Raw genomic sequence first — 18,259 nt, 5'->3', positions numbered from 1 at the left:
CCTGGCTTTTGAAAGCTGGGGTTTTTAGTTATAAAAACAAAAAAAAAAAAAAAAACCAACCCAAAGGTTGGCTTTGAAAAGTATTATTGGAATGATTTTTTGATTCCGATTAAGTTCATAACATCTTCATGTACTTTAGCAATAGCTGAAGTTGATTTTTCAAATGCTGCTCATTCATCATTTGTCATGTTTGGTTTTGTAGGTAAGTATTCGTATCCATTTTCTCCTACGATAACTGGAATTGATGAATAAATTCCGGCATTTTTGTAGTTTTCTGGAAGTTTAACCCCTACGGTCATAACTTGACGTTTGTTGTTGATAATAGCATCTGTAATTTCATAAATTGATGTTCCAATTCCAAATTGTGTGTTTCCTTTACGTGCATAAATGTAAAGTCCTTCTGCTACTGTGTCTTTTAGAATTTGTTCTTTGTCAGCTTCTGTGAATTTTCCAGCTTTAATTAAATCTTCAATTTTTGCTTCTCCAACTTTTAACATTGATCACGGAGCCATTAATGAAGCACCGTGTTCTGCTAGAGTAACAGCTTGAACTGAATCTGCTGAAACTGATAGACGTTGAGCAATGAATTTTCTAAATCTTGCTGAGTCTAGAAGTGTTCCTGTTGAAATAACTTTATTGTATGGTAGTTCTGATGCATAATGAATTGCTGCTGCCATAACATCACAAGGGTTAGCAGCAATAATAACTGTACCTTGGAATCCTGCTTTTTTAAGATCATCTCCAAATGATTTCATTAATTTAGCATTGTCTGCTGCTAGCTGTAGACGGTCTGCTAATTTTTTCATTGGGATTGATGCTGTAATAACCACAACATCTGCATCTTTTGCGTCTTCTAAAAGAGTTCCTCTTCTAAAAGTCGAGTTATTTCTTGGCATTAAAGCCACTTGATCTTCGAAGTCACGTGCATGTGCTACACACACTTCTTCATTTAAGTCTGCAAACACATAGTTTGCTTGTAATCCACGACTTACAGCGATGTTAACGAATGTGAATCCTACGTTTCCCATTCCTACTACAATAATTTTTTTCATTTTTATCCTTAAAAATATTAAAGTTTAGTTTTTGAAAGAAAAGAGCCAACCATTAACAATATTAATGATTTAGCCCTTAGTTTGTCATATATATTTCTATGCTGTTGCTGTGGCTGCTACTTTCGCAACTGGAGCTACTGCTTTTGTTGCGACGCTTGCAATAATTACTCACACAGGCATTGCAATTAAACATAATAATGTAGATAATGCTGAAACTTCAGCAGTTAATGCTACTTCTGGGTGTTTTGCAGAAACAGCAAAGATAATACATACGGCAGCTGGTGGAGTTGCACCAAATAGAACTAACAAGGTTCCTGTACTTGGAGATAACACTCCTGCATGTACCAATGGAAGAGCGATTACTAACATAATTAGTGGCATTAAAACTAATTTTAGCGCTGTTGCTACTCAAACTGATGGGTTTTTAGCTGCTGCCTTCAAGTTTGATGTAGCAAGTGTTCCACCAATAACTAGTCATGCTAATGGTGAAATAATAGATGTACCTGCATCTAGAATTTTTCCAAATACTGGTAGATTAGTTTTGAATCCATGTCAGAATTGCATTCCACCTTCAGAAACTTGAGTATATGGTTTACCATCAACAATTTTGTATGTGTGTGGAAGTGCAAATTGTAAAGCTCACATGAATAGTGAGAAGTATAGACAGCACATCATTGGGCTGAATACTGCTTTTAGAATTGGTTTAATGTTTTTTGCTGAGACTTTTTGTCCTGAATATTGAATCAATACGTATGAGAATGCTCCAATCATGTATGGAATACATCATACTTGAGCTAGTGCTAATGCACTTTCGTCAAAGATTGATCCCTTCATTGCTATAACCATAGGGTAAGCAAAGAATTGTAGTGAACCATATGAAATCATCATCATAATGGTTAACAATTTAGCTTCAATAGAAGCAATAGCTGCTTCTCTTTCGTTTTCACTAGCTTCTAGTGAACCATTTTGTTTTTCATATAAAACTAATGCTTTACGTTTTACTAAACCTGGAACCATTCTTGGTCCAAATTTAACAACTAATTTTGAAATAATTGCAGCAAGAATGTAGAATGCTGCACTTATTCCGATCATTGTACCTATTTCTTTACCCAACTTAGCAGAAGCTGGTTGCATAAATGCTATGATGCAAAGAAAAGGTAGAGCTCATTGAAGGGTGAATTTAGAAATCTTTTGATTTACTTCTTTAGTAAATAAACCCATCTTTGTAACTATAAAACCTATAGCAACGAAGGTACATGTAGCAAGAACTCCTCCCCACATACCTTGTTGACTTATAACATTTACAAAGTCTTTCATTTTTTTCCTTGATTTTTTGACACTCAAATGTGTCTTATAAAATATTTGATTTTTATTCGGCTTATGCCTCACTCATAATTATACAATAAGACACATATTTAAAAACTTTAAGCAACTCACTCAAATAAACAAAGAAATAATTTTTTAACAATCCATGAATAGTGCTTTTACCAAGCATTTTTTTGCTTTTTTAGATACAAAAAAATAAGACAAAAAACTTGTTTTTATTGTGTTTTGTAAACAATTATTTACTTTATAATTTTACTCAAGATGACCAGAACTAGCCTTGCACCTCTAGATCTTCCGACTCTAAAAGTCTTTGAAAAAGGATTTTTTCATTGAGCCGGCGGACACTGAAATTTTGAGCAATCCAAGCCACTTTATTATTCACTAGTTGCGTTAGTTGCACTAACGTGCATTTTGTTGTGATTGTTTCGTTCGCTGATTAGACAACGTTACGAAAAAAGAGCACAAATTCTTGGTTTAAAAAAGACAAGCTTTTGAACTTTGTTTGGAACTATATCTTTGATTTGTTTTTTTGGTAGACTATTGATTTTATTTACCAATGGGTTTCCTAATTATTGAGAAATAATACCTTTACACTATTGTCGTTTGTTTATATTTTTAGTAATTCTGTCAATTATCTTCAATCGCTTTGATTATTCAAAATATTATTGCATTTTTGCTTACATTGGAGCTTTAATAGCATTTAGTCTAACTGATTTGGCAAATAACGAATTTTGGCAAAGAGCAAATCACGGAATACCAATCCATTGAGGATTAGACTCATTTGCCTTTTGAGATTTCTTTTTTGCACATGCTTTTTTGTTAATTATGTCAACTTTAATAACAATTTTAGGTAAACAAAAAGTCACTAAGGTGGTGGTAAAAGACTCACTTATTACCATGATTTTGATTGCCATATTTGTTTTTAGTTTAAATTATTTAACTACAAAAATAACTCCCGATGTTCGTTGACATGCTAATTGGTTTTATATGGGAATTGATCAAGCTAATAGCCAAAAAGACAGTTTGGGTATACTGACTCGCTGGCCGTACCATTTATTTTTATACATTGGAATTTTTATTATTTTCTATTTCATCGGACTTGGTATTTGTTTTCTAGGTTCAAAAATTGGTTTATATAGAAACGAAGAAAACAAAATCAGATTTTTTGTGCAAAAATCACAAGTTTATGCAGATTTTAAACAATCGAAATGAATTGTTAGACATTAAAGCGCAAGCGGCGCTTTTTTGTTTAAAAACCAATCTCTTAAAACTTTAAATTTATAGCAATTTAGTCTATGATAAAATAAAATAAATTAAATTAGTATTATTTAATTTCATTCAAAGGAGTCTTATGGCTGATAATGGTTATATTGCTTTATATCGTCAATACCGTCCCCACACATTTGACGAAGTAAAAGGGCAAGATCATATTGTTAACACACTTAAAAATGTGATAAAAACACACAAAATTTCTCATGCTTATTTATTTTGTGGACCTCGTGGTACTGGTAAAACATCAGTTGCCAAAATTTTTGCTTCAATTTTAAATTGCCAACATGATGAAAAAAGTGAAAACTCACCTTGCCAGGAGTGTTTAGTAAACATCGATCGTAATCTTGATATTTTAGAAATTGATGCTGCTTCAAATACTGGAGTTGATGACATCAGAACGTTAAAAGAAAATATTGATAACCTTCCATCTTCATCACCTTACAAAATCTACATTATCGATGAAGTTCACATGCTTTCAAAAAATGCTTGAAATGCGTTGCTGAAAACTATTGAAGAACCACCTAAACATGTAATTTTCATTTTGGCAACAACTGATCCACAAAAAATTCCTGTTACTGTTTTAAGTCGGGTACAAAGATTTAATTTCAAGAGAATTGATAATGAAGTTATCTTCCAACAATTGGTAAATGTTTATAAACATGAAAATATTGGTTTTGAAGATAAGGCTTTGAAATTGATTGCTACCTTAGCAAATGGAGCAATGCGTGATGCCTTGAGTATGGCGGATCAAGTGTCAATATTTGCTGGTGAAAATGAAGTAAAAGTTGAAGATGTTGAAAAAATGTTTGGTTTGACATCAACACAAAATATCATCAACCTAATTAATCTTATTGCTGCTAAAAACATTAATGAAGTTTTAGAACTTGTCACCAGTTACATTGAAAATGGAGCCGACATTGAAAGAATGCTTTTAGCAATGGTGGAGGCGGTTAAAGATTTTGTTGTTTGAAATAAAACTAACAAAGCTAAATTTTTAAAATCTCTTTCAGTTGAACAAATTCAGCAATTAAAACTAAACATTGCAAGTGCTTATGTGATTTTGAACCAACTAGTGGATGCACTAAAAGACATTAAATATAGCGACACAGTACAACAAACTTTCGAATTGGCACTATTAAAAATTTGTACTAGTGATTTTGCAAGCCCTTCTGGTGAAAATATTGAAAGTCCAGAAGTACTAATGGAACAAAAAATCACTAATTTACAAAATAGCTTCTTGGAAAAAGAAAAAAATATTGTCGACGAACAATATAGTAATTTAGAAAGAAAAACAATTGATTCAATTGTTGATGAAGCTCAAATAAAACCACAAACTAATAGTGTTGTTGAAGATTATTTTGAACAAAATGAAAGTCAGAGACAGGAAAAACAAACAATTCAAATTGACAATGTTTTCATTAATCCATCTATTGAGAAATACAATGTTAAAGAAAGTTATGAACAAGAGTTAAAAGAACAAAATAACGACTTTTTCGACTTAAAAAATGAAGAAACACTAGACAATGAAGATTTGTTGCAAGAAATTGAGGCTGATGAACAAACTGCTATCACAACAACACACGTCCCTGAACTGATTGTCAGCCAAGCAACACTAAATCCAGTACAAAAATTGACAGAGTCACTAAATGAGTTGAGTGATTTAGATGGCGGTGAGTACAGTCAACAACATGCTAAAAAACATGAGAAAAATTATGACCGTCTAAACCAAATGCTAAGTTATGATGATATCTCAAACGATAGTTTTTATGCTCGTTCAAACGCAAGTGTTGAAGACATTTTGCAAAAAACACAAGAATTCGCAGTTGAACAAAATCAAGTCACTGCTGAATACAGTGTGATTGAAGAAGATATTCTAACAAATAATAAAACTGAAGAAAATTATGCAATCGCCACAAAAGATATTTTTGGTTTAGATGATGTGATTGAAAACCAAAGCACTGACTTAACAATGGATGAGTTAATCAATTTAATGATGTTGTCAGCAATGTATAAAAGTAAAACTAATAATCCGCGGGCAACTAAAACTATTTATGATTCAAAAATAGCACAAGCTAAAGACTTAAACAAATATGATGAATTTACTCCATTTATCAACATTTTGGAAAATTTCAAAATTGTTATTAGTACTGATCAATTCATTATTTTCCAAAGTAATTATCAAAGTGTGGTTGATAAATTTAATCAACTAAAAAAACAAGATGATTATTGAAGATTTGTACAAAGTGTTTTTGGCAAAAGTTTACACCTTTTTGCTGCTACAGGACAACAGCTGGAAAGAGCAAAGAATTTTTACAAATCTAATTTTGAATTAATAAGATCAAGACAAGTTCGTCCTTTGCCACCGTTACCAACACTAAAAAAAGATGATAGTTATGAAAAACTACAAGACATTTTTGGTGATGCCTTAAAAACAGATTGAAGTTAGGAGATAAATATGAATATTAATGAAATGTTAAAACAAGCTAAAAAATTACAAGCTGAAATGGAATTAAAAGAAAAAGAAATCTCTAAAAAAGATTTTGTTGTTGAAAAACAAGGAATCAAACTAGTAATGAAAGGTTCAAGAACCATTACCTCTTTAAAATTAAATGAATTACTAGTTGACCCAGAAGATACAGAAACACTAGAAGATTTAATCATTATTACTATTAATGAAGCACTTGAAAAAATCGAAAATGAATATGAAGAATTAAGTAAACAAGTTCCAACAACAGGACTACCATTCTAATAATGAATAACGAGCAACTAGAATTGCTAAAACTAGCAATCAAACAAACCTTTGGATTGTCACAGGGAATGGCAGAAAAAGTTGTTTTCAAAATTCTAAAAGCTAGCAGCAAGGAAATTGATAGTCTTTTAGAAGTAATAAAAAACACAAAAAGCACTATCATTGAGTGCAAATTGTGTCACAATTTTGGCAAAAATGAGATTTGCGAAATTTGTGAAGAACGCAAAAACTCCAAAAAAGTTGTTTTTGTAGAAAAAGCTCAGGACATTAAATCTTTTGAACAACTTGGCACTTACAAAGGAAAATACTTTGTTTTAAGTGATTTACTAAGCACTAAAAAACAAAATTTTGACCAAAAACTTATTGAAGAAATTTTGCAATATTGCACTGGTATACAAGAAGTTATTTTAGCCTTGCCAACTAATCTAAACGGTCAAATAACCATGCAAAGACTAAAAACTATTTTGGGTGCTAATAATATTGAAGTTTTTCAATTAAGTACTGGAATTCCTTTTGGGGCAACCATTGACATTGTTGATCCGATCACCTTAAAACAATCATTAGAGTACAAAGTAAAGATGTAAGGAAGTCATTATGAATAAAAGAGCAAAATTTATCACATTTGAGGGTATGGATGGAGGTGGAAAAACTACTGCTTTAAAGCATGTCAAAGAGTACTTAAAAGCAAAACATCCAAACATTGAAGTAATTTACACAAGAGAACCAGGAAGCAGCAATTCTCGTGAAGCTGAACTAATTCGTCAAATGATTCTCGATAACAAAAATAATTTTAGTCCTGCTGTGGACGCTCTTCTATTCGTTACAAGTCGACGTCTAAATTTAGAAAAATGCATTTGACCTGCGCTACAAGAAAATAAAGTTGTAATTAGTGATCGCTACCTTCACTCATCTCTAATTTATCAAGGAGTGTTGGGTAATTTAGGTATTGATGATGTACGTCAATTAAACAAAATTGCTTTATCGCTAGGTAGCAATAAGCAAGTCATGCCAGATTTAGTGATTTATTTCGACCTAAAACCAGAACAATCACTAGCAAGAATTACTAATAATCGTCAGAATTTAGATCGCTTAGAAGATCATGAATTAGACTATTACCAAAAACTTTACGATGGATACCATAAACTTATCAGTCAGGAACCAGACAAATTCAAGATTGTTGATGCTTCTTTGCCAATCGAAGAAGTTTTAAAAACAGTAACTGAAATTTTAGAAAATCACTTGGTTAAATAATGGCAAGTGGAGAAAATATTTTTCAACTGATTGATAATGCAACACACTACAATAAAAAAATTCAAACAATTTTATTTTCAACAAATCAAAAAGTCGACTTATCACCTTATGTCCTTTACTTTATAAATCATATTCAGGATATTAAATTTGATTCAATATCGCAAATGCAAAGTCATTTGAATTTTTCGATTTTAGAAAGCGATAAAACTCTTACCAAAGAAGCAGTCAATGAAGCTATTTGCAAAACTACTCAATCAATGAATAGTTTAGAAAGCAAAATCATTCTTATTAAAAATATTGAAAATGGTAATGCCAGTTCGCTAAACTTACTTTTAAAATTCTTGGAAAACCTAGAGCCAAACGTTTTTGTAATAATGACTACTAATAACAAAAACAAGGTTTTGAAAACAATTTTTTCACGCTCGGTTGTAGTAGATATTAATTCAAAAAATGAAACAAACATTTTGAATAATACTTTGTTTGAAAATTCAAAATTTAAACATTTTTTTGCTTTCTTAACCGATAGCGCTCAATTTATTGAGTCTTTTTATACTCAAGAGATTGAAGATAGTCTAGAACTGTTATTGCAAGCATGTAACGAACAAAACTATTCACAACTAATCAATCTTTTGGTGCAAAACTTGACAAAAGAAAACAGTTGGATATTGTTACAATTTTTACACACTTACTATTCAGAAGTTTTATTACAACAAAATAATTTTTATCGTGAAGTTTTATTGATAAATCGTGAAGTTTTATCAAGCAATCTAGATATAAAACAGGCTATTGAAGTGACTAAAAAATATAAATTGCTATTGTCAAAAAACAACGTAAATTTCAATGCCCAAAAAGCACAATTTATACTTGAAATGAGTGATTTGTATGGAAAATAAACTATATATAGTAGGGACTCCAATTGGTAATCTAGAAGATATTAGTTATCGGGCAGTAAGAATCTTAAAAGAAGTAGATTTAATATTGTGCGAAGACACTCGAACATCGAAACCGCTACTGAAACATTATGAAATTTATACACCTACTTCAGCTTATCATAATTTCAATGAAAAAACTTTTGCACCAAAAGTTTTGCAAATGATCCAAGACAACAAATCTGTTGCTTTGATTAGTGATGCTGGAATGCCGGCTGTCAGCGATCCAGGATTCGAAATAGTTCGCTTATGCAAACAAAATGACGTAGATGTAGAAGTAATTGGAGGACCTACTGCTTTAATTCATGCTTTCATAAAAGCTAATTTCAGCTCGACATTCAGTTTTATTGGTTTTTTAAAAGATAAAAGCCAACAAAGAATAAATTATTTCAAAACATTGACTCCTAATACCTACATATCATATGTATCACCACATAAGCTAATAGCTACACTGAATGATTTTGATGTTGTTTTTGGAAACAATATTGAGCTATATTTAATAAAAGAAATGACTAAGAAATTCGAAGCTAGTTATCAAGGGAGTCCTAAACAAGTTTTAGAACAGCTTCAAGATAATACAAAAGGAGAATTCGTTTTAGTCTTTAATATCCCTGAAGTTAAAAAAGAAAAAGTCAATAAATACGCCCATTTAAAAAATGTGAGTTAATTTGCTTACGTTGTGCTATAATTTTATAGCTTAATAAATGGCGAAAGTGGCGAAGTGGCTAACGCACTGGGTTGTGGCTCCAGCATTCGCGGGTTCGATCCCCGTCTTTCGCCCCATTTTTTTATACCTTTTTTCAAAATATTTCTTAATAAAGAACATTAAACTATTTATGACAGAGTAATATCAACTCTGTCTCTTTTTTATTAAAAATGTCATTTTCAAAGCAAGCAAATCGGTAAAAACTTATTTTTTAATTTTTAAGCAAATAAAAACACCCCACAAGGAGTGAATTACAAACAACAACTCATTTTTTTCTTTTACTATTTTTTTAGAATGTGACAATTACGACAACGTGCTTCGTATGAAGACTCATCATCAATTAGAATAGTTTTTTTGCTATTTACTGTCCGATAAGAACAAGAAGCACGATTTTTACATACAACACAAACGGCATATAATTTTGTAACTTTTTCAGCAATCGCCATTATCATCGCCATATTTTTAAAAGGTTTGCGACGATAATCTTGGTCTAAACCACTAACAATCACCAAGTATCCTTTGTTTGCTAAATCGTCAACAATTTCAACAATTTCATCACCAAAGAATTGCGCTTCATCAATAATAATGGCATTTGTATCTTCTTCTATTAATTGATAAATATCCTTTATATCTTGTAGTGAATGTGTCTCGTGTTTTATACCAGATCTTGAAACAATGTTATCCTTTCCAAATCTTGTATCAATTGCTGGCTTAATTATTGTCATCTTATAACCGGCATATTCCAACGTTCTTACTCTTTTTAATAATTCTTCACTTTTACCACTAAACATTGGTCCAGTAATAACTTGAATAATACCTTGATCAAAATATTGCATACAACTCCTCCCAACTAATATGCTTCTATTTTAACCCTTTTATTTTTTTGTTTTAACAATTACTAAATTTCCAAAAATATTGCATTTTTGCTAAAAAAGTGGACTATTTTGTTAAATTTTTAATTTTTTGTGTAGTATTCTAGGATAAAAAATAATTTTTAAGCAATTTTTATAAAGAAAAGGACAAAAAATGAAAAAATCTTTTAAATCAAAATTTAAAGCCAAGCGTTACTTTTTAGCGCTAGGAGTTATGGCTTTGCCCATTTCATCAGTTGCTTTTATTGCTGCTTCTTGTGATGACAAGCAACAAGAAGTTTCAAAAGAAGTTGTTTTTAATTTAAAAGACAACCTTAGACAAGGTGCATACTTTTTAGACTATAGTGCAAAATTAAGCATCAACTATCAAGATAATCCAGTTTTAGAAACAGCTGTTTCAGGACAATTATTTAGAAATATTACTATTTCTTCACCAGAATATGATACAACAACTAAAGCACTTAAAAAATCAGGACAAGTTGCCTACAAATTTGAATTGGCAAAATCAATTACTATTACTTTAGAAGATGGTAGTCAAAAAGTTTATGACAAAGACGACTATGAACTATCAACATCAGACACCAACCCATATGAATATCAAAAATCTTCAGATTCACGTTCAATCAACTCAGAACAATTTATACAAGACATGCGTGCCGCAAACAAAATTTCTATTCAAGTTCGTGACGATGTTTATTGAACAGATGCTGATGGCAACAAAACACAATATAAAGTGGTAGCAGAAGACTTCTGATACTCATACTTACGTTCATACTTCCAAGGACGTTTCCAACGTCAAGAAGCTGGATATAATGGAACTCCAGATCAAGCTAAAGCAGTTGATAAAAATATTCAATCTGTTACAGGAGTTAGCCCAATTGAACGTTTCGGAAAACAACTATTCACTCACAATCAACTAATGGAAATAAATGGAATTAGTAGCGAAAAATTTAGAGCATACGACAAAACGACATATGCTCCAGTGAATGCTGTTAAAGACAATAGTTTAGTTCTAGAAATAGACGAAGATTTCAAACAACAAAAAGATATTTTTAATTACTGAAACTTAATGTTTATTAACTCAAACATTTTTGCAGCTGCCCCAAGTCAATACATTAAGGAATTGGCTCAAAAACCAGAGTACAACACTATGTCTACAGTAACAATGGAAAATCCGAAAACTAAAGAAAAATATGATGTTACAGTTAAAACATATGGTTACGACATTGTACATGCATCAGGTATTTATTTCTATGGTGTAAAAGATTGAGAAAATAACCTTTATGCTGGTGCATACATTCCATCAAAAGATTCAACAACTTCAAAATTCATTCTAAAACAAAATCCAAATTACTGAGACCAAGACTGAGCTAAGAGCAAAAATTCAGTAAAACAAATAGTTTTCAATTCTTTAAGTACAGACAACTCAAGAAATTACAGTAACTTTAAAAATGGTCAAAATGCGTTTATGACGTATGATGTTCAAGACCAAAGTACTAAAGACGCATTGAATAAAAACTCTTCAAACTACTCAGTTGTGCCTTTCAAACATTTCCTAAAGACTAAAACTACAATCAAGAGCGTGTTTAACTTTACTCCTGCTCCAAGAGTCGCATATGACGATGATACAAAAGTTGCAGAGGTAAACTATGAAAGTATTGCATTTAACAACAATTATGCAAAACTTGTTTATGGTGCTTCTATTGATGAAATTCAAAAAGGATATGTTGGTACAGACTTAAATCACGTGACTCGTTCAATTACTAAAGGTGCTCTAAGCCCATTATCAGCAAGTTTTAAAACAATGATTAACAAAGCAATCAACTGACAACAAATTGTTTCAAAACTTAACCCTGATGCAAATGTGGATCTATGATTAAATGGTGCAGCGCCTGATGCCAAAATTGGTGGAACAGACCAAGAGACATCGCAATACAAAACACCTCGTGATGCGAAAGATATCATCAATGATTTAATCGCTATTGATGCACAAGGAAATAAATTAACATTAACAGCTAACAACGCATACAAAAATGACACAAAATCAATATATTTTGACTCAATTAAACCAGCAATGAAAAAATTACTAGATGATTTCTACAAAGAAAATTCATTGTCAAGCGACCAAAAAATTACTTGATACATCTACAACAGCTCAGTTGTTAACACAGCGGAAGAAAAAGCATACAATGACATGATTCAAGTAATTAAAGACTTAGACAGTCGTTTAGATCCAGTTTTCAAGAAATTAAACACTAACGAAGATATTGTGAAAATTTTTGGAGCTGACAATGGTACAGGAGCTAACACTATTTCACAACATTTAGTTCTTAACTATGAAGATGACTCTCAAGCTTCATACCTAGATAAAATTACTCACGCAATTGGACAAAGTATGTTCCCATTATTCCAATTATTTGCTGATGCTGATAAAGGAAACAAATCACCACTTGCTCAAAACTTCCCAGAACTAACCAATTTCGCTAAATTTATGAAGAAACAATTCGACAACGGAAACTTCAAAATGAACGAAATTTACAAACCGAATGCTGCAGATAAAAATCTAGAAGCGCAATTTAAACCTCTAACTTGAAATGATCTAGACAAAATGAACTCATATGAAGAAAGAAACTTATATTTAAGGGGAATTTGAATAGATGATCTAAAAGCATATTCATATAGAGGACTAGGTGGGCCTGCATATAAATATGATGCTTCGAAAGGAATTTTCTCAATCGACAATATTACTGAGGCTGCTAAACTTGCTCGTGATTATTTAAAAACTGTAACTAACGAACAAGTTGTGCAACTACTGAGAGAACTAAATACCTGAAGAGGGGTAGAAATGAACTTAGAAAAATGAATTCCAAGTTTAAATAACTTAGATTACAGATATAGTCAAAAATACTTATCTGCTCCAATCGCATTTAATGATATAGATTATGTACAAGATATGAAAATCAATACTACAAAGGAAAAATAGACAACATTATTTTTGAAATTTTGTCACTAAAATAGCCTTAAGTTTAATCATTCTATTTCTTATTAACATCATCATCTATACCCTAACTACTGCTTTTCACCCAGTACCTTTAGACATTGAAAAAATGTCAATGGCGCCGGATCAAACAGGGTATGAAAGACTGTTAGAAATCTATCAACTGGATAAACCTTTGGCACAAAAAGTCTTCCAATATATTGGAAGGCTCTTTACTTTTAATTTTCTTAATTTTCAGGTTCTAGATCAATCAATTGGTGTCTTAAACCAAGAAAATTTGAAACTAAGTAACTACTGAATCACACAAAATCGTTACAGCTACACAATTGGTTTAATAAGTTTATTAATAAGCCTAATAATTGGTTATTGCCTAGGTTTGCTTGCAGCATACAAAAGAAACAAAGCTACTGACTATTTAATAAATTTTGGAGTTATCATTTTCATTTCGATTTCTTTATTGATATTAATTCCAATCATCAATTTATTGTTTTCAGAGACATCAATGATTATTGATTTTGACGTACACAAGTTTTCAACCTATTTGTTGCCAATACTCAGTCTTAGTCTTATTTCGATGTCTTCAATTGTGCAAGTGACAAGAAGTGAAACAATTAAAGTTCTTAATTCAAGTTACTATTTACATGCCACAACATTAGGAATGAATGGTTGACAAAAATACTGAAAAGTTGTAATTAAAAACTCAATTAGTCCAGTATTGACACTGATTCCTTTTGAAATATTGTCACTTTTCATTGCAAGTATCTTTTTAGAAAGTTATTATGCTGTGCCAGGAACTTGAAAATATTTATATTCAGTTATCGCCACCTATCACAATGAAGCACTTTGCTATTTAGTTGCCTTTTTATCAGTTACGTATTTAAGCTCACTATTAATCACAGAAACTATCAAATTATCAATTAACCCATTTGCAAAGGATTAGAATGGAAAAATCACTTTTTCGCTTTGCATCGCAACGCAAGCACAATCTCGATATTGTTGGTAAGAAGCAAAGTTACTTTAAAAGATTTTTTAGCAATAAAATAGCAGTCTTTTTATTGATAATTTGACTTTTGATGATATTTATTAGTTTCATAAATATCTTTTTAAACTCTTCTCCATATGAAGAATTTGCTAATTTGAACTTAGATAAAAACATAACAGCACATATCACCGTGTCAAAAGATAATCCTTTACTTTACACAATTGAAAAAAGAGAATCTGACAATATTTATCAAACTATTTACTCAATAGTAAGTAAAGAAGATAATCACATTTATCATACCTTTATAACTAACAATTTGCAAAGGGAGTATTTAGTTTTTAATTTAGATCAATTCTTTAGTTCTCAAGCTAAACATGACTACCGTTATGCATTACTAGGGACTGATAGAAATGGTTATGACGTTTTAGTTCATAGTTTAAAATTGTTTTTCTATTCTTTTGGTTGTGCGATGTTGTGTTTTGTTGTAGAAATGTTTTTTGGTTTTAGCTGTGGAATATTTTTAGCAAGAAAACAGAGTCAATTAAGATCATTTATCAAAAAATCACTTGGTTCAATTGTTGCTATTCCTGACATTATGTATATTTTGATTTCGCTTGTAATATGAAATTCAATTACTGGAGTAATTGTAGCAATCATTGTAACTGGATCGGTAAGACTAACTTACTGAGCTGCTTCTTATGCTGAAGAAGAATGAAATAAAGAATATGTAAAAGCTTTGATAGCAATGAATGCATCGGTTTTAAGAATTGTTTATGTTCACATTTTGTGAGCGATTTTTGGAAGAATACTCATTTTATTTGCAAGAAGATTGGGATATATTATTTTCCTGTTAGCAACAATAAGTTTTCTAGGTTTTACAATCAATTGAAATATTGCTTCACTATTCAAAGAAAATTGAACTGATCGCGCTAAGAATATGTGGCAAATTGTCTTTCCAACTTTATATTTATTTATTTTCTTGATAACAAATCAACTTTTAGCCATTCAAATAGCAAGAGTAGTTGATAACAATTAAGGAGTAAAAATGATTAAAACTTTTAAATGAAATGATTTAGAACTTGAATATTTGCACATTGATAACAAGAAGGATAAAAACTTAATTTTTGTTCATGGTTTTGGTTCGGAATTTGCTTTCTTTGAACCTTTGTTTAATTCATTTGCAAATGAGTACAACATTTGAGGCTTAAACATGCTAGCAAGTGGTAAAAGTCAATACAAACCGGAAGTCATGAAGTTTCTAACTTTTTGTGATATTTTTGATGCTTGAATTAAAGAAATTAATGTTGACAATCTTTATCTATTCGGACACTCAATGGGTGGAGGAATTTCAATGTCAGCTGTGTTGAAAAACAGTAAAAAAATCAAAAAGATTGCTCTTGTGGGGCCAATGTCACGTTCTGGATTAACAAGAGTAAAAGAATTTGACGAATGCTTCTTTCCATTGAATACTGAAGAATGAAAGAAACTAGTTAACCTTTGCTATTATGATCCTTCAAAATTGCTAAATGATGAAAACAAATTAAAACAAATGGATAAATATTTTGCAACTCACCAGGAAGAATTAAGAAACATCTATGCCCTTGGTAGAATCTTGCCAAGTTTAGAAAATATGGATAGAATTGACGAAGGAATTAAAAACGCAAAAATGCCAGTAGGTCTTTTCATTGGTGCTTATGATGGAATAATTGATTTTGCTAATATTGCAAATTATTACCACAGTGTTAACAAAGATGTTCAAGTTTTCGAATTTCAAAAAGCAGGACATTCAATATGATTGGAAGACTTTGACAATTTTATTGATACTCTCAAAGATTTCTACGCAAATTAATTAACAAAGGCAAAAAAACATAATGCTTAAAAGCTTATTTGAACAGTACTTATTATTTACAACACGGCGCAATGCTGTGTTTTTTTTGTACAAATTGAGTCTATTTTATTTTTTAAGTTTTTTCAAAAAAGTAACGTAAATTAATCTCCAAGTTATTTTTTAGTATATTTAGTAGTGTTTCAAGACAAAAAAAAAAAAAAAATCGAGCAGTGTTTGCTCGATACAAAATTATTTTTCTAACTCTTCCAAAAGTTCCATTACGTCGTTCACTACCGAACTATAAACAGGACCTCCACCGAAACCAACAGGAACCAATGCTGCATCCAAAATTTCTTCGTAATTAGCACCAGCTATATAGGCTTTTTTGATGTGTGCTTTCATGCATGGTTTACATCTTTTTGAAACTGCTACTCCAACAGCAACTAGTTCTTTAGTCTTTTCATCTAAGTAATTGGCAGAATAAAGCACTTTTGTAAGTTCACTGAATGCTTTAACAAATTCTGGTCTTTTTTCGACTAAAGTTTCATAACCACTTTTCTTTTTGTCCATAACTTCCTCCAAAAAATTACATTTATACCTAAATTTTAAAGCAAAAACACACTTTTTGAATAAAGCAATCATATTCAACCAGTATTTCAAAACTACATTTAGACTTGATTTTTGACCAATTTCTAATATAATTTAATTCAATGAACCATACAAATAATATTAAATAGAAAGTAATAAATATGGCAAAAAAAATAGACAAAATTACCCCATTAAAAGAAGATTTTTCAAAATGATATTTAGATGTTATTAAAAACGGAGATCTAATAAGTTACACTCAAGTTAGAGGTAGCATCATTTTCAAACCGCTTTCTTACGGAATTTGAGAAAACATTCAAAGAAATCTAGACAATGAATTTAAAAAACTAGGAGTACAAAATGTGTACTTTCCTTTACTTATTCCAGAAAGTTTAATCAATCGCGAAAAAGAACATGTCGAAGGTTTTAGTCCTGAATTGGCCACAGTAACTCATGTTGGAGACAAAAAATTAAGCGAAAACTATTACATCCGTCCCACTAGTGAAGTCTTATTCAATGAGTATTTCAAAAATGAAGTTGAAAGTTATAATGACTTGCCTTTAGTTTATAACCAGTGAGCTAATGTTGTGAGATGAGAAAAAACAACTAACCCTTTCTTAAGAACTACTGAATTCTTATGACAAGAAGGACACACAGTTCACAATAATGCAATTGAAGCAAGAAAATTGACTCGTACAATGCTAAAAGTTTATGCTAAGTTCTTAAAAAATTATCTTGCAATTCCGGTTATTCAAGGAAAGAAAACTCCGCGTGAAAAATTTAGTGGAGCATGTTCTACATACACAATTGAAGCAATGATGAAAGATGGTAGAGCATTACAAGCAGGAACAAGCCATTATCTTGCTCAAAACTTTACTAAAGCATTTGATATAACCTTTAAAAATAAAGAAAATAAAAGGGAACATGCTTATGGAACTAGCTGAGGAGTAACAACTAGATTATTGGGCGCATTAATAATGGCGCATGGAGATGATCATGGAATTATCATCCCACCGAAAGTGGCACCGACTCAAATTGATATTCTAGAAATTTTCGGACATAAAGATCCTGAGGTTAAAAAAATGGCAGAACAAGTTCGTTCAGTTCTTGCTAAAAGCTGAAGAGTAAAAGTAGATTCAAGTGAAAAAGGTCTTGGTTTCAAGGCTGCAAACAGTGAGATCCATGGTACTCCTTTGAGAATTGAAATCGGTTCAAACGAAGCTAAAGAAAGAAAAATGCTTCTTGTTCGTCGTGATACATTACAAAAGATTGAAGTTGCATTTGATTCTAATCTTAAGAAAACAGTTAAGACTCTTTTAGAAGATGTTCATAACAACCTTTACAACTCAGCCTACAATAGAATGATTGAAAATATTGTATTCACTGAAGACTACGAAGAATTTAAAAAACTTATTGCCGAAAACAAATGGGTAATGATGCCATTTTGTGGTTGTGAAGAAGCTGAAGCCAAAATTCAAGAAGAAACAGGAGCCACTGCACGTTGTATCCCATTTGAAGATCCTATCCCAACAAATAAAAATTGCACTTGTCCTGTTACTGGAAGCGAAACAAAACGTAATGTAATTTTTGCTAAAGCATATTAAAAGACAAAAAAATGCAAAAGCACTCGTTTTTTTACTGAAAAATAACTTTTTTGCTTTTGTGTAATATAATTTAACATATTATTTATAACCCTAAAAAGGAGAGTA

Annotated in this window: 16 protein-coding genes and 1 tRNA gene; 13 read left to right on the top strand and 4 right to left on the bottom strand. The window is 31.1% G+C overall.

Annotation, left to right across the window (positions count from 1 at the left end; translation table 4 throughout):
- Positions 1–83 precede the first annotated feature (83 nt).
- Together ACSH40_RS00415 and ACSH40_RS00410 are read right to left on the bottom strand one after the other, a co-directional pair.
- Entirely contained in the window at positions 84–1,052 is a 969-nt protein-coding gene (locus ACSH40_RS00415) for a lactate/malate family dehydrogenase (RefSeq protein WP_438341598.1), read from the bottom strand.
- 96 nt (positions 1,053–1,148) lie between these two features.
- Positions 1,149–2,369, bottom strand: coding sequence for an AEC family transporter (locus tag ACSH40_RS00410; protein WP_438341597.1), 1,221 nt, complete (start codon positions 2,367–2,369; stop codon positions 1,149–1,151).
- A gap of 270 nt (positions 2,370–2,639) precedes the next feature.
- On the opposite strand from ACSH40_RS00410, the gene ACSH40_RS00405 reads away from it, so the two are divergent.
- From ACSH40_RS00405 to ACSH40_RS00370, 8 genes are all read left to right on the top strand, one after another.
- Complete coding sequence (locus ACSH40_RS00405) at positions 2,640–3,605, top strand: TMEM164 family acyltransferase (RefSeq protein WP_438341596.1); 966 nt, start codon at positions 2,640–2,642, stop codon at positions 3,603–3,605.
- Positions 3,606–3,729: 124 nt separating this feature from the next.
- Positions 3,730–6,096 carry a DNA polymerase III subunit gamma/tau gene (gene dnaX / locus ACSH40_RS00400; RefSeq protein ID WP_438341595.1) on the top strand — a complete coding sequence of 789 codons (2,367 nt, stop codon included), beginning with the start codon at positions 3,730–3,732 and terminating at the stop codon, positions 6,094–6,096.
- A gap of 9 nt (positions 6,097–6,105) precedes the next feature.
- A complete protein-coding gene (locus ACSH40_RS00395) occupies positions 6,106–6,399 on the top strand; it encodes a YbaB/EbfC family nucleoid-associated protein (protein ID WP_438341594.1) in 294 nt (97 codons plus the stop codon).
- A gap of 2 nt (positions 6,400–6,401) precedes the next feature.
- On the top strand, positions 6,402–6,983 hold the full coding sequence (locus ACSH40_RS00390; protein WP_438341593.1) for a toprim domain-containing protein: 582 nt from the start codon (positions 6,402–6,404) through the stop codon (positions 6,981–6,983).
- Between the two features lie 10 nt (positions 6,984–6,993).
- On the top strand, positions 6,994–7,650 hold the full coding sequence (gene tmk, locus ACSH40_RS00385) for a dTMP kinase (RefSeq protein WP_438341592.1): 657 nt from the start codon (positions 6,994–6,996) through the stop codon (positions 7,648–7,650).
- Positions 7,650–8,543 carry a hypothetical protein gene (locus tag ACSH40_RS00380; RefSeq protein WP_438341591.1) on the top strand — a complete coding sequence of 298 codons (894 nt, stop codon included), beginning with the start codon at positions 7,650–7,652 and terminating at the stop codon, positions 8,541–8,543. The genes tmk and ACSH40_RS00380 overlap by 1 nt, the downstream gene beginning before the upstream one ends.
- Positions 8,533–9,246 (top strand): 16S rRNA (cytidine(1402)-2'-O)-methyltransferase, encoded by a 714-nt coding sequence (gene rsmI, locus ACSH40_RS00375; RefSeq protein ID WP_438341590.1) that lies wholly within the window; start codon positions 8,533–8,535, stop codon positions 9,244–9,246. The genes ACSH40_RS00380 and rsmI overlap by 11 nt, the downstream gene beginning before the upstream one ends.
- 40 nt (positions 9,247–9,286) lie before the next feature.
- Positions 9,287–9,362: transfer RNA gene (locus ACSH40_RS00370), tRNA-His, on the top strand.
- A gap of 204 nt (positions 9,363–9,566) precedes the next feature.
- Here ACSH40_RS00370 and ACSH40_RS00365 read toward each other — a convergent pair.
- Positions 9,567–10,121 carry a thymidine kinase gene (locus tag ACSH40_RS00365; protein WP_438341589.1) on the bottom strand — a complete coding sequence of 185 codons (555 nt, stop codon included), beginning with the start codon at positions 10,119–10,121 and terminating at the stop codon, positions 9,567–9,569.
- 190 nt (positions 10,122–10,311) lie between these two features.
- Here ACSH40_RS00365 and ACSH40_RS00360 point away from each other — a divergent pair, with 190 nt between their 5' ends.
- Genes ACSH40_RS00360 through ACSH40_RS00345 form a run of 4 tightly spaced genes read left to right on the top strand, consistent with a single transcriptional unit; the run spans position 10,312 to position 15,986 of the window.
- A complete protein-coding gene (locus ACSH40_RS00360; RefSeq protein WP_438341588.1) occupies positions 10,312–13,140 on the top strand; it encodes an OppA family ABC transporter substrate-binding lipoprotein in 2,829 nt (942 codons plus the stop codon).
- Positions 13,100–14,095, top strand: a complete 996-nt coding sequence (locus ACSH40_RS00355) for an ABC transporter permease subunit (RefSeq protein ID WP_438341587.1) — start codon at positions 13,100–13,102, stop codon at positions 14,093–14,095. The genes ACSH40_RS00360 and ACSH40_RS00355 overlap by 41 nt, the downstream gene beginning before the upstream one ends.
- 1 nt (position 14,096) lies before the next feature.
- Positions 14,097–15,173, top strand: a complete 1,077-nt coding sequence (locus tag ACSH40_RS00350; protein WP_438341586.1) for a hypothetical protein — start codon at positions 14,097–14,099, stop codon at positions 15,171–15,173.
- Between the two features lie 9 nt (positions 15,174–15,182).
- Entirely contained in the window at positions 15,183–15,986 is an 804-nt protein-coding gene (locus ACSH40_RS00345; protein ID WP_438341585.1) for an alpha/beta fold hydrolase, read from the top strand.
- A 228-nt stretch (positions 15,987–16,214) separates the two neighbouring features.
- On the opposite strand, the gene ACSH40_RS00340 is transcribed toward ACSH40_RS00345, so the two are convergent.
- Positions 16,215–16,535 (bottom strand): carboxymuconolactone decarboxylase family protein, encoded by a 321-nt coding sequence (locus tag ACSH40_RS00340; RefSeq protein ID WP_438341584.1) that lies wholly within the window; start codon positions 16,533–16,535, stop codon positions 16,215–16,217.
- A 179-nt stretch (positions 16,536–16,714) separates the two neighbouring features.
- Here ACSH40_RS00340 and proS point away from each other — a divergent pair, with 179 nt between their 5' ends.
- The gene (gene proS / locus ACSH40_RS00335) at positions 16,715–18,154 is read left to right on the top strand and encodes a proline--tRNA ligase (protein WP_438341583.1); all 1,440 of its coding nucleotides are present in this window, start codon (positions 16,715–16,717) and stop codon (positions 18,152–18,154) included.
- Positions 18,155–18,259 lie beyond the last annotated feature (105 nt).

Origin of the sequence: Mycoplasma sp. 3341, assembly GCF_051549855.1 — a bacterium.
Taxonomy (GTDB): domain Bacteria; phylum Bacillota_I; class Bacilli_A; order Mycoplasmatales; family Metamycoplasmataceae; genus Metamycoplasma.
This window is presented reverse-complemented; position numbering and strand designations above follow the sequence as displayed.